General features: G+C 58.3%; 9 protein-coding genes. 5 read left to right on the plus strand and 4 right to left on the minus strand.

Annotation, left to right across the window (positions count from 1 at the left end):
• Window positions 1–155: 155 nt before the first annotated feature.
• Complete coding sequence (locus tag SH410x_RS18445; protein WP_473669703.1) at window positions 156–2,075, minus strand: DNA gyrase/topoisomerase IV subunit B; 1,920 nt, start codon at window positions 2,073–2,075, stop codon at window positions 156–158.
• Window positions 2,076–2,139: 64 nt separating this feature from the next.
• Window positions 2,140–4,578, minus strand: a complete 2,439-nt coding sequence (locus tag SH410x_RS18450; protein WP_473669705.1) for a DNA gyrase/topoisomerase IV subunit A — start codon at window positions 4,576–4,578, stop codon at window positions 2,140–2,142.
• Between the two features lie 580 nt (window positions 4,579–5,158).
• Between SH410x_RS18450 and SH410x_RS18455 the strand changes: the two genes are divergently transcribed.
• Window positions 5,159–5,758: a hypothetical protein gene (locus SH410x_RS18455; protein ID WP_473669707.1), complete on the plus strand. Its 600-nt coding sequence runs from the start codon at window positions 5,159–5,161 to the stop codon at window positions 5,756–5,758.
• Between the two features lie 43 nt (window positions 5,759–5,801).
• Window positions 5,802–6,188, plus strand: a complete 387-nt coding sequence (locus tag SH410x_RS18460; RefSeq protein WP_473669709.1) for a hypothetical protein — start codon at window positions 5,802–5,804, stop codon at window positions 6,186–6,188.
• Window positions 6,189–6,217: 29 nt separating this feature from the next.
• Here SH410x_RS18460 and SH410x_RS18465 read toward each other — a convergent pair whose 3' ends face one another.
• A complete protein-coding gene (locus SH410x_RS18465; RefSeq protein WP_473669711.1) occupies window positions 6,218–7,642 on the minus strand; it encodes a magnesium chelatase ATPase subunit I in 1,425 nt (474 codons plus the stop codon).
• Between the two features lie 273 nt (window positions 7,643–7,915).
• Between SH410x_RS18465 and SH410x_RS18470 the strand changes: the two genes are divergently transcribed.
• From SH410x_RS18470 to SH410x_RS18480, 3 genes are all read left to right on the plus strand, one after another.
• Window positions 7,916–9,700 (plus strand): ABC transporter permease, encoded by a 1,785-nt coding sequence (locus SH410x_RS18470; RefSeq protein WP_473669713.1) that lies wholly within the window; start codon window positions 7,916–7,918, stop codon window positions 9,698–9,700.
• A gap of 103 nt (window positions 9,701–9,803) precedes the next feature.
• Window positions 9,804–11,687, plus strand: coding sequence for an ATP-binding cassette domain-containing protein (locus tag SH410x_RS18475; protein WP_473669715.1), 1,884 nt, complete (start codon window positions 9,804–9,806; stop codon window positions 11,685–11,687).
• A gap of 6 nt (window positions 11,688–11,693) precedes the next feature.
• Window positions 11,694–12,491 (plus strand): CPBP family intramembrane glutamic endopeptidase, encoded by a 798-nt coding sequence (locus SH410x_RS18480; RefSeq protein ID WP_473669717.1) that lies wholly within the window; start codon window positions 11,694–11,696, stop codon window positions 12,489–12,491.
• 16 nt (window positions 12,492–12,507) lie between these two features.
• Here SH410x_RS18480 and SH410x_RS18485 read toward each other — a convergent pair whose 3' ends face one another.
• A complete protein-coding gene (locus SH410x_RS18485) occupies window positions 12,508–13,713 on the minus strand; it encodes an amidohydrolase family protein (RefSeq protein WP_473669719.1) in 1,206 nt (401 codons plus the stop codon).
• Between the last annotated feature and the right edge of the window lie 117 nt (window positions 13,714–13,830).

Here is a 13,830-nt window from a genome sequence, read left to right on the forward strand (position 1 = left end):
TTAGTGGCAGTCGTTTTCATGATAACATGCCGGTTCTCAATAGTGGATCTTTTAAAAGGTCCTGGCCTGCTTTCAGGCACCCCAGTGCTGGAGGATCTTTCACAAGACCCGTCTTTCACAAGACCCGATACACAACGGGGCGAACTGAGCGACGCTTAGACGTCAATCTCGCTGGCGTCCTCGGCCCGTTCCATAATAAATCGGAACCGTGCGGAGGCATCGCGGCCCATCAGGTCACTGATGGCTTTGTCGGTCTCGAGATGATCGTCAATTTCGACTTTCAACAGTCTCCGTTTGCTGGGATCGAGCGTCGTGTTCCAGAGCACCTTCGGATCCATTTCGCCAAGCCCTTTAAACCGAGTGATTTTGGGTTCGGCGCGACCGCCATGTTCGCCGACGATTTGATCGCGGGCAACTTCATCGGCGGCCCAGTAGGTTTCTTTGCCAATGTCCACTCGATACAGCGGTGGCACGGCGATATGCAAGCGTCCATCGGCGATCAATGCTGGCATGTGACGGTAGAAGAACGTGAGCAACAGCGTCGTGATGTGATGCCCGTCCGAGTCGGCATCGGCGAGCAGAATGATGCGGTCATATCGCAAGTCAGGCAAATTGACATGGGCGCCGATGCCGCAGCCGAGCGTGGCGATCAAGTCTTGGATTTCCTTGTTATCGAGAATCTTCTTCATGGTCGCTGACTCGGTATTGAGCACCTTGCCGCGCAGTGGCAAGATTGCTTGATAGTTTCGATCGCGTCCCTGTTTGGCACTCCCGCCAGCCGAGTCACCTTCGACGATGAACAGTTCGGTTTTGCCTTTCCCACCCGAGACACAATCACCCAGCTTGCTGGGGAGCATCACGCGTTTGGAGCCTCCTTTACGCGACACTGCGTCGCTGGCCGCACGCGAGGCGGCCCGGGCACGGGCCGCCGCGATCACCCGCGCGATCACACCGTCGGCGATACTCGGGTTGTTATTGAGCCACTGCTCCATCGCACCGCGGACGTGCGATTCGACGAATCCCTGCGCCTCGGGATTGTTCAGTCGATCTTTCGTCTGACCTTGGAACTGAGGCTCGGCGATGAACAGCGAGATAATCGCGATCAAGCCTTCGCGGATATCTTCGTGAGTAATTTTCACGCCGCGTGGGGTCAGATCGTGGGTGTCGATATAGTTCCGGGCGGCCTTGACGAGGCCACTGCGAAAACCGTTCTCATGCGACCCTCCGCTGGCCGTCGGTATCCCGTTGACGTACGACCGCACATGCTCGTCGGTCGATTCGGTCCACTGGAGCGCCACTTCGAGACGCTCGTTTTCGTCGATCCGGTAGGTAAACGGCGTATCATGGATCGCTCGGGCGCCGCGTTCTTTGACGACTTTCGAGAGATAGTCAACGATGCCGTTTTCATGCAGGTAGGTGACTTTGGTCCCGGCGACTTCGTCGATGTAGGTGACCTTGACGCCACGATGCAGGAACGACGCGGTTTCGAGTCGGGCGGCGATGGTCTCGCCATTGAAAGTCGTTTTGGGAAAGATGGTCGGATCGGGTTTGAACGTGATCGTCGTTCCTGTCCCGCGAACGGCACCCTTAAGTTTCTGCAACTTAGACGTCGCGACGCCCCGCGCGAACGTCATCCGGTACTGGGCCCCATCGCGTTTGACGACCGCGACGAGTTCTTTGCTGAGCGCGTTGACGACCGACGCGCCGACACCGTGCAAACCGCCGGAGGTTTTGTAGTTAGCGCCTTCGAACTTGCCCCCCGCGTGCAGCACGGTCAGCACCATTTCGAGCGCCGGTTTCTTGGTCTTGGGATGCTTGTCGACGGGAATCCCGCGTCCGTTGTCGCTGACCGTGATCGTTTGTTCGTCTTTATGCAGCGTGACGTTGATCTCGCTGGCGTAGCCGTTCATGGCTTCGTCAACCGAGTTGTCGACGATCTCCCAGATCAAGTGATGCAGCCCCGTCGAATTGACGCCACCAATGTACATCCCCGGACGCTTGCGGACGGGATCGAGTCCCTCGAGCGCGATGATGTCTTTCGCGTTATACGTGCTCGGTGGAGTTGCAGTCGACATAATTGGAAGTAGGGAAGAGGGGAAGAAAAGGGTTCAGGCATGAGCGAATGGCGAGTCGCTCTTGCTATTCGTCAAAATTCTTGGGTGGCTCAATGGGGGCTTGGACGATTTCGGCAATCTTGCCGTTCTTCTGCAGTTCGATACCACGCCCACCCCGTGACGTCGTGCGGTATTTGGCCGTCGAGATTGTCTTTCTCGCCCCCCGGTTCGTGACGACGGTCATGAGGTCTCGGTCGCCGACGGACGTTTTAAAACCGAGCAATCGATCGGTGGTGGCGAGCTTGATCAACAGAACACCTTTCCCCGCACCGGAGAGATAATTGACTTCGTCGACCGGGCAGACCATCGCGCGGGCGTCGGCCGAAACGGCGAGCACGGTTTCCGTGCCATGCACCGTGACGACGTCTACGATCGAAGCACCCGGGGTCACCCGGGCAAAGCGGCGTCCGGCACGGGTCGAGGGTTCTCCGAAGGAAGGCAAACCAAAACGGAGGCTATAGCCATCGCTCGAGACGGCAAAGGCATGCGTTTCGGGATAGTACACGCCTTTGGGATCTTCGCTGATGTTGCCGATGATCCGTGGATCGAAAGACATCGCCGCGACGATACGTTCGCCGTCTTTGAACTTGAACAGCTTTTGAATCGGCTCACCAAAACCGGTCGAGGCGGGAATGTCTTGCATTCGAGCGGTGTAGCAGACGCCCAGCGAACTGAAGAATGCGATCGTTTCCCGCGTGTTGCCGGCCACGCACGCGAGTACTTGGTCGCCCTGGCGAAGCCTGCTTTTGGCAGGATCGGCGATCAGTTTCTGGCGTTTGACCCAGCCATCGACGGTGACCATCACGTGACAGTTCTCAGCGATGATGAAGTCTTCTTCCGTATATTCGACCTCCTCGGTCGGTACGATGATCTTGCTACGTCGGCGACCTTGATCGCCTTTGCCGTACTCCGTGACGAGCGAGTTGAGTTCGTCGCGAATGATATTCCAACGCCCTGACGAACCAAAGTCCTCGTGGTCATCGGCCAACAGTTTCTCGATCTCTCCGACGCGTTTGCGTTTGGCCTTGAGTTCATCGAGGATCACGTTGATTTCCAGACGTGCCAATCGATAGAGTTTCAGCTCGAGGATGGCATCGGTTTGCTCGGCATCGAGACCACCTTTCTCAGCGGGAAACCGTTTCATGATCTTGGCTGCCGCATCGGCTTTGCCGTCGCTAGCGCGAATGATCTTGATGATTGCGTCGAGCGCATCGAAGACAATCGCGAAGCCTTCGAGGATGTGGATCCGCCGCAGCAAAGAGTTCAGCTCGTTCGTCAAACGCGCTGTCAGCACGTCGAAACGGAACTTGAGGAAGTACCACAAGATCTCTTTGAGCGATAATCGCCGCGGCGAACCGACCTCCGGGTTCTCCGTCGGTGTCAGACACGTCAAATTGACATTGAAATTGGTCTGTAGCGGTGTGTGTTTGTAGAGAAACGCCAACACTTTTTCTGGGTCCGCGTCCTTTTTCAGCAGCAGATCGACGCGAATGTCTTCGCTCGACAGATCGCGGACTTCCTCGACCAACGGCAGTTTGTTCGCATAGACGAGCTCGGTGATCCGCTCGACCATCTGCGCTTTGTTAACACCGAAGGGGATTTCGGTGATGCGGAGAATATCACCGGACTTCGTGGACTCAGCGACTTGGCCGACACCGCGAAGTTTGATCGTGCCGGTACCGGTGGCGTAAATTTCCCTCAGTTCGTCCTTGGTATTGACGATCAATCCACCGGTCGGGAAGTCGGGGCCTGCGATCGCGTCGGCAGCGACGAGTTGATAGTCCTTGATCTCAGGATCACGGAGCAGTTTCAGCAGTGCGTTGCAGACTTCCTTCAGGTTGTGCGGCGGGATGTTTGTGGCCATGCCGACGGCGATGCCCGTGGCCCCGTTGACGAGCATGTTCGGAACTCGCGTGGGCAGCACGACGGGCTCTTCCCGGGTACCGTCGTAGCTCGCCTTGAACGCCACCGTTCGCGTCGCAAGGTCGGCGAGCACCTCCGAGGCGATCGGCATCATTCGGCATTCGGTGTACCGCATCGCCGCGGCGTTGTCACCATCGATGCTGCCGAAGTTGCCGCTGCCGTCGATCATTGGCATCCGCAGCGAAAACCACTGACTCATCCGCACGAGGGCTTCGTAGATCGAACTGTCACCGTGGGGGTGGTAGTTACCCATCACGTCACCGACGACCTTGGCACACTTGCGGTGCTTCGCCGTGGAGTCGAGTCGCTGTTGGAACATCGTGTACAGAATCCGCCGCTGGACCGGTTTGAGTCCGTCCCGCACATCGGGCAGTGCGCGGGAGGTGATCACCGAGAGCGAATAGTTCAGGTAGCGATCCTGAGCCGCCATCCGCAGAGGAATGTTCTCGATTTCACGAAACATGGATTCGTCGGGGACGCCGCCCCGATTGGGTTTTCCATTTTTCGTGCTGTCAGAGGAGGAAGAACGCCGTTTTGCCACGCCTGGTGGTTCCTGTCGTATTGGTGTGCGAGCGAATGTGCTGTCCGGGGCCGAGGTTTGGGGGTTATAGCGACCCTGTGCCTAGTAGCGAAACCCTAACGGCTGTCCCGTTAAAGGGATCGGACTGAAACGCCGCGAACTAAAGCGATTTCTGAATGCAATCTGACAACCGTCGACCGAGGGGGATAGACCGACCGGATCACCGCATCGTCGTTCACGCCGTTTTCAACGGCTTGCCGCTGAGGAGCCAGCGTGACGTCACCTGTGTCAACGATTCCGCGGCTCTCAAACGCATTCCACGGTTCTCAAACGCAGGGGGGGGGGAGACGGGGAGACTGGACAATTTGGTCTGGTCTTCAGGAAGCGGAGATGCAGAAGAAAACTTGCGCAATGCAAAAGCATTGCACCCCCAGAGGTTTAGCGGTCCAGCGCTAGCCCATTTCTGACGAATATGCGGATTCCCCCTAAACTCAGGGTCATAGCGGCGACTAGCGAAGATGTGATGATTGGCGGGCGGGGGAGCCGAAAACATCCAAAGTAAACATCTCATCCCAGGTCGTCGTTCAGGAGGAACGCGGATATGAAGCGAAACATCAATCAAGCTGTGGCGACGGCGCAAAGAGCCACACGGCGCTACAAGAATGTCATGGTCGCACTGGCGGCGTCGGCGTCGTTGATCTCCGGCGGTTCGGCGGCCCACGCCTTTGGCGGCCAAGGTCACTTCGGCGGCGAGCGAATCGTCAGCTCGCGAGTCGTCAGTGATACCGTCGTAGGCGATACCGCAGAGGGCGTCACAGGCATTTCCAACAACACGACTTCCGGGGGCGATTGTGCCAATGGAAACTGTGGCGGGGGGGCCGGCGTCGGTGGTGGAGTGGCACAGGGGCGTGAATACGGCCAACCTGACCTGTTCCACAACTTTTACACGCAAGGTGCCGCCAACTCGGCCAATGCACAGATGTACGTCTCGCCGGTGCCAGTACCACCGAATATGGGCCAAACGTACATCACGTATCAGCCATTTCACCCGCATGAGATGCTTTATAAGCATCATGACCGATTCCATAACTATTATGACGGTGGACGCGGGATGAATCGGACGCACGTTTCGTATTACTACCCACCCGTCCGGACGGGTCTCAGCAATTTCTACTGGAACGTGCTGCGAATTCCTCGCTAGAGGACGCACCCGCCTAACTCATTCACCGATCAGGAACTCTGTCATGATGCGAAAAACGCTACTCACTTTGGCGGTCTCCGCTGCCGCCGCGTGCGGCGGGGCCACAGCAACAACGTCCGCCCAGGCTGGCGATTTTTATGGGATGACGAATGTTTGGAACATGAACTACGCCCAAACGCGGCCGTGGCATGGCAACTATTACTACGCTCCCTACGGTCAACCGACGGCCCTCGTTGTGCCGCCGACCGTTAGCATGCGTCAAACGTATTCATGGGGTGTCAGCCAGAACTTGATGTACCCGGTCCATTCACAATTCGGCCGCAACGCATCGACACCGGGCGCAGCGCAGCCCGGCCAATTTCAGCCGACCCCAAATTGGCCCAGCCACACCGATCAGTACGGAATTTATTACGTCCGCGGCCCTTGGTGAGACGTCGGGCTGGACGCGTTGGCGATCGATCAAGTTTCGTAGTGGATTTTGCCGTGCTTTTGAGAACGGCTGATTTTATCGAGGCTATACAGTCCGGCGAGGATGAACTCGACGCACGAAGCCCGCATCGCCTCGTTTTCGCTCGCGTTGACTTCGAAGGCACGGTCCCATGCCGGTGGGACGTTTTGCAATCGCTCGGCGTATTGGCTGCTAGGCAGCATATCGCCGACTTCCACGCGGACACCGCCGCGAAAGATTTCCGCGATCTCGGCCAAACCGTGTTCTTCGATATATTCACTGAAGACAATCTGGATGGCTTCGGCGATCACGTTGTCGAGCACTTGGCGCTCACTCATTTGATGGGTGCCCATCAGATCGAGTTCGAGTTTGCCGAGTGAGCTCGCGTAGAGATGCCCGAGATCGCTGATGCGGGGCACCGCGGGTGACTCGCCGTGGACGATGCCGCGTTGGCGCGCCGCGGCGACGATGGTGCGGAAGTTGGCGAGCGAGAACCTGGCCGAGACCCCCGAAGATTGGTCCACATATTTGCTCTGCCGCGCCCGATGGGTGATCTCTTCGATGATCTGGTACATGAACAGCGGCACGTGAACGGGGTATTCACCACCGAGATCGTCGCCAATCTCCTGCTGGAGGATCTCGATGCCCTGCTCGCGTTCTACCGGATAGTGGGTTTGCACGATCGTGCCGATGCGGTCCTTGAGTTGCGGGATGACCTTGCCACTGCGGTTGTAGGTGGCGGGGTTCGCCGAGAACAGGATCATCACATCGACATCAAATCGAATGGGATAGCCGCGGATCTGCACATCGCGTTCTTCGAGAATATTAAATAATCCGACTTGGACGAGATCATCGAGTTCGGGCAATTCGTTCATCGCAAAGATGCCCCGATGCATGCGTGGGATCAATCCCAGAGCGAGGGCTTCCTCGGAGCTCATGCTGACGCCCCCGGTGAGTTTCGCGGGATCGATCTCGCCGATGATGTCAGCAAACTTTGTCCCCGGGCTGAGCCGTTCGGCGTAGCGTTCACTGCGGGGCCACCAAGCGATGGGAATGTCGGCGGGATCTTGCTGCTCGACGAGTCGCCGTCCGGCCGCGGAGATTGGCGCCAGCGGATCCTCGTGCACCGGCAAATCGGGGTGATCGATGTAGGGGATGTAGGGGTCGAGGAAGCTGACGAGCTGTCGCATCAAACGGCTCTTGGCCTGCCCTTTTTCCCCCAGAAACAGCATGTCATGGCCGGCCAAGAGGGCCAGATTGATCTCGGGGATGACGGTGTCCTCGTAACCCACGATGCCGGGAAAGAGTTCCTCACCAGCGGCGAGCTTGCGCGAAAGGTTATCGCGAATTTCCCGTTTGACGGTTTTCGATTCCCAGCCTTGGCTGAGCAGGTCGCGGAGGTTGGTGGCTGCGGGAGGGGCGGAATTCGTGCTCACGGGGGCGTTCTCGTTAGGAGAAAGTTCGAAGTCGAAAAAAAGTCAGTCAGGTCGGATGTAGTCGTGCAGCGTCCAACGACCAGTTCCTGAGCTGGGCCGCACGCCACTCTACACTGAATTAAATGTGTCGACCTGCCTAGCGGTCGAGCGTTCGAGCGATCGGAGCGGGGCAGCGACAGGATACGGAAAATGGTTTTTCCGCAAACCAAACGGGGCCGGACTACGTAGCCTCCAGACCTATCAATCTTTTTCCTTCGTTTTGAGTTGCCGAGCATGATCGCTGGCCCATTCGCCGCCCACCTGTCGCCGATGTCGTTCCTCGATTCATTGGGCACGTCGCTGGATTCGCTGCTGATTTTCGGGGCCATTGGAGAATGGTTGCCCTCGTTTGCTACCCCGATTTGGGTGCTTTCGATCGGGTTGCTCCTCGGCGCGATCGCCGTGACGGTGGTGTTTGGGGTTCTCGCGCTGCTTTCGTATGTGCCCGCTCTCGGCACACTGGCCGATTCGCCTAACCGGGGCGTGACCGTTTCGCTCATCGCGGGAGCGATCATTTCAGCAATTCTATGCATCATCTATTTGCCGCAGGGGGGCGATTACCAGCAATTGTTGCTGCTGCCGCTGATCACGATTGGGATCGGGTTGGGATTTGGGCTGATCTATGGGATGTGGCATCGCACCCGTAGTGAATGCATCTTGATGTTAGGCGAGGGCGTGATGCCGTACCTGCTCGGTACGGCGGGAATTTTCGCCGCGTTCGGATTACTGCTGACTCCGTTTATCGAAAAACCACAGCAAATTCTGGCGAGCATCCCAGCGGTGAACGTGTTCAGCGACGGCACCCAGGTGGAAATCGCGACCATTGCACCGGCATCGGGCGACGATTCAGAGTATTTGCCCGCGAAGATCAACTACAACTTTCGCAGCGTGGCGGAATTAACCATCGAGAGCGACAAGAAAGTTTTCTTGGCTGACTCACCCGATCCAGCGACGTTCTCGCGGGCCCCGGTGGAACTGAACCCCGGTAGCAGCGAGGCGGTCAAGTACCGATACCAAGACCGGGAGGCGCCACCGATTCCTGGCGACCCCAGCAAACTGCATATTTACAATCAAGAAATCGACCCGGCGCGGGTGGTGTTTACCTTCAAAAACTTGCCACAGATCCCTCAAGCGTCTTCGATCGTGTTCACAGCGATCATCTTCTTCTTAGGGGTCACTGGATTGCTGGCGATGCGACAGGCTGCCCCCCGTGTGTGGGCACTGGCCCTGTCGACGGCGAAGAATGAGATGGCTCAGCCGCTGTATCTGCTGCTGCTCTCATTGGGTGCGTTCGGGATTTTGCTGTTTGGGATTTTCCCGTTCTACACGCTCGGCGACGACATTCGGTTGCTCAAGGACAGTGCCGTGACGCTAATCATGATCATGGGCATGTTGCTGGCGGTATGGAGTGCGGGGACCTCGGTCAGCGATGAAATCGAAGGCCGGACGGCACTCACGGTGCTGAGCAAGCCGGTGAGCCGGCGATCGTTCGTGTTGGGAAAGTACGCGGGGATCATGCTGAGCGTGTTGGTGTTTTTCGTAATCCTCTCGGCCGTCTTGATGATCGTGCTGAGCTACAAGCCCATTTACGACGCGCGTGAATCGAGTGGGGCCACGCCAATGTGGCAGGTTGGCCACGAAGAGATCATGACCACGCTGCCGGTAATCGGTTTGTATTTCATGGAAACAATGGCGATCGGTGGCATCGCCGTGGCATTGGCGACGCGATTGCCGCTATTGGCGAACTTCATTACCTGTTTCTCGATCTACGTGATTGGGAACCTGACCAGCCCACTGGTAGCGGCGGCCAAGGAGAACACGGAGCTGGTAGGGTTCGTTGGGAAACTAATCGCCGTCGTCGTGCCCAACTTGAACTCGTTCAACGTCCAGGCAGCGGTCGATTCGGGCAACGCCGTGCCGTTGATCTACCTTGCCGGCGCGTTCAATTATCTCTTTGTGTTCGTCGTCGCCGTGTGGATGCTGGCGATGTTGATGTTCGAGGATCGCGACTTGGCGTAGTGATTCATGCCCAGAAAACACCTGCCGACCTGCTTGGTGTAGAATTAGTTTTTAGACGATTTGAGCGGGTCAACGACGATTTGAATCATGAGGCTGGTGGAACGTGAATCGATTTGCAACTTTGGATCAACCACGCCGAGAAGCGGCGGCCTCGGGCGCCGTGTTTCACTGGTTCTGGGCGATCGTCGCGGGGCTATTTGTCCCCGTCTTGATCGTCCTCTTTGGGATGGTCGCGGCGCTCGTGGACGATGGCGAACTGGCCCATCGTGAGGGTGGTGTCATCCAGCGTGGACTGATGGATTCGCAAGTCGAATTGGGGACGTATCTTCACATCCCTTTGACGCAGTCATTTCAATCTCAGACCCCGTTCGCGCAACTGCTCCAGTTGGTTGTCTTGTGCGTTTCGGTCGCGGGCATTATCTGCCTTTCCGTTTGGATCAATCGCTGGTCGTCGGATAGCCGCACGCGGAATGTGGTCAAAATGCTGCATCAACGTGTGCTGCAGCAGAGCCTGCGGCGCAGTGAAACCGAGGGTGCTGCGGCGCAACGATCTCGCGCGAATCAGTTGATCAGCAAAGAGCTTCCGGACCTGACGACGGGCCTGTCGCTCTGGTACCGAGTGATCCCGCGAAGCGTCGTGATCTTGGTCGGATGCGTGGCATTGGCGTTGCTCGTGAATGTCTGGCTGGCCATTTTGGCGGTCATCAGTGGCGCAGCGATATGGTGGCTCTACTCGCGACTGCGGAGCACCGGTTGGCTGGAGATGTCCCAGTTCGAGATCTCTCAGTTGCGTGAGCGACTCGTGGGTCTGATTGGCGACGCGCCGATGATGGGGCGTCTCCAAGCGGGCGGATTGGCCGAGCATGCCTACGAAGCGGAACTGGACGCATTGATGAGGCGGGTCGCCGCCAGTGACTCCAGACTGGGCCGTGTGTGGCCGCTGCTAATGTTCGCCAGCAGTATCGCAATTGCCGTCCTCGTGATGGGACTGGGTGCCAATATTTTGCATGGTGAACAGGGACTGAGTTTGCCAGCCGCCTTGGTGCTAGGCATGGCATTGACGACCGCTGCCCTCTCGGCAACCCGGCTGAACGAGCTGGCCCGACAACTCAAACACAGTTCGCATGCCGCTGAGGCGGTCTACCTCTATCTGCAGCGTGGGGAAGATGTTGCGCCGAGCGAACGCCTGGTCGGGATCGCGGGGCTACGGGAATCGGTCGAACTGCGAGACGTGTCGCTGTCCGATACGACCGGCAAACCGATTTTGCGGGACCTGAGCTTGTCCCTGCGGCCGAAGTCACTCGTCGCGTTACTCGGTTCCGATGATGTTTCGACACAGTCCTTGACGGAGCTGCTGATGGGTTTTGGCAGGCCCCAACAGGGAGTCGTTGAAATTGATGGCGTGACGCTCAAAGACGTTCACCCCCAGGCTTTGGCCAAGCAGGTCATGTGGGTAGCACCGGATGGGCCACTCTGGGAAGGCACGATCACTGAAAACTTGATGTCCGGCGTGAGCAAGTCCGTCGATAAGCGAGACATGGTCAATGTGCTCGAACAGCTCGGTATTTACGAACAGATCACGCGACTCAATGACGGACTCGATACCATGGTGGGGCCTGTCACGGATCTTCGTGATGGTCGCTCGAGCGATGGGCTGTCGATGATGTCTCGGTATCTGCTAGGCATCGCGCGGGCGATGCTACATCGGCCAGCGATCGTACTGGTCAAGGAACCACCGGCACCGACGGAACACGTCAACAATGATCCATGCCTGGTCGCGCTGCGGAGTCTTGCTGATTCAGGATCGCTCGTGCTCGTATTACCACGTCGATTGCAAACCCTCCGCCAAGCTGACCGCGTGGTGCTGCTCAATGGACCCAACCTGGTAGGCGAAGGTGGCCATGCCGAATTGCTCAATACCAGTGATCTGTATCGCCACTTGAACTACCTCTTGTTTAATCCCTATCGCCATCGCGCGGGGGCATAAATCAAAGTGTCGGATTCGGAGAGTGACGAAGAGCCACAGACGGCTGATTCCCTGTTTCGCACGGCGGTCGTTGTCGAAGCTGGGCTGGGCTTGCTCGCGGTGGTCTTGGGATACCTGTTTGGCCCCGACCCGAGGCAACTCGTTCCGTCGATCGATCAGTTGCCCGCTTTGGCGGGAGGCGTCGGGCTGGGGGTGCTGGCAACCTTCCCACTGCTGCTTTTAATGGCGGGCATCCGCCGCGTCAATCATCCCGCCGTTCAAGAGCTGGAGCAGCTAGCAGATCACCCGATGATGGGTTTGATGCTGAAAATGGGGCCGCTCGAACTGCTCGCGATCAGCCTGTGTGCTGGCGTCGGTGAGGAGCTCCTATTTCGCGGTTGGTTGATGCCAGCCATCGCCGGAGTCCTGCAGGGCGAGGCGGTCACGCTCTTGCCTGACAATGCGGCATTGGTACGTCCATGGTGGGCCTTCGGCGGATATGCCGCCGAGGTGTTTGGCGTTCAGTCCGCGGGCGCCAGCAACATCAGTGAGGGTGCTGCGATGACCTGGTCGGGATTCACCACATGGTGGGCCAACTCGATCGGCTGGGAGATGACGATCGGTTGGATTGCGTCCTCGATCGCGTTCGGTTTCGTCCATCCGATCAGCAAGCTCTACGTTGCCGTGACCGGGTTGATGGGTTTGTATTTTGGCGCCTTGCTGATCTTCAGCGGCAATTTGATGATCCCGATCATCGCCCATGCCCTCTATGACGCAATTCAGCTATGGGTGGCGTCGGCGGAAGCCCAGTCGGAATCCGAATAGAGCGTCGACCGGGCGCCTACGACATGTCCACCAAGCTCGCGTCGGCGGATGCGAGATCGGCGTAGAGCGAAGCCACAGTCGTCGCAGTGGTAGGCACCGACGCGAACGCCGCCCTGCGGCCATGCCGCAGCGTTCCGTAGCGATCATCTCGCTGCATTGCCGCAGCGCCACCCTGGGTGCCCAGCCACAGGACGCTGGCGGGTGATAGATCTTGGCGGTGATTGAGCAGATATCGCACCTCTCGCCAGAGTTGCAGGTCCGGGTTGCTGGCCCTGGAATCAGTTCCCAGGGCGACATTGACGCCGGCGGCGAGCAGGGCGGCAACGGGGTGTGGAGCGTGGCCAAAGTAGGCATGAGTGCGCGGGCAGTAAACGACGCTGAGCGTTGGGTGCCTGGCCAGACGCTCGATTTCCTCGGCACGAAGATCGTTACCGTGAACGATCGACGCTGCAGGGGCGCGGGCGAGTAAATCAATTAGCCACGTGATCGGACATGGCATTGACCAGGGAAAATGGGCTGCCACATCGAGCCCGAGGGACTGCAAACTTCGAGCGAATGGGCCCGTGCCGTCCTGCAGCAACTCTCGCTCGGCAGGCGACTCAGCCACGTGCATCGCAAGCGGGCAACCGGCCTGGACAGCACGATCAACGCAGCGGCTGATCAGCTTCGGTGGTGCCGAGTACGGAGCGTGCGGGCTGATGCCGCTGGCACCCCGATGGGAATCGAGATGTTGGTGTGCTGCTGCAAAGCGTTCATCGGCGCGACCCGACGATAGGCCCAGAACCTCCGCGTACGACAGGATCTCGGCGTTGGCGGACGGTGCCTGCCATGGTGTCGTTGCGATCTCTCCGATCAAGGTGGTGCCCGACTCGGCAGCTTCCGATGCTCCGCTTTCGATGACGGTTGCCGACGAATTGACGATGAGATTCTCGCCCTCGACACGGCGTGCTCGTGACTGGATGACGTCGATGATCCAGTCGGCGAGTTCCATCGCGGGCTGGCCGATGGGCTGAGCGAGGTCGCTGAACTCGAGATGCGTGTGTGCGTTGACCAGGCCAGGTAAGATTGCGACGTCACTGAGATCGAGGTGAATCGATTTATCAGGCGTGAGCGTGCCGATACGGACAATCCGTCCATCGGCAATGTCGATGAACCCATTCTCGATCGGCGGGCTGGTGATCGGGACAATCCAGCGTGCCCGAAGGGTGATCTCGGTGTTCACTTACGTTGCTGTCGCCCCTCCGAGCCTTGCAATCATCCGACGCACGCCTGGTCCCTGGAGACTCACGCTCCAGGCGAAATGCTGTCATCGCTCGGCGACACTTGCGGATTCAGACCC

This window comes from Rhodopirellula sp. SH410, from assembly GCF_055811895.1.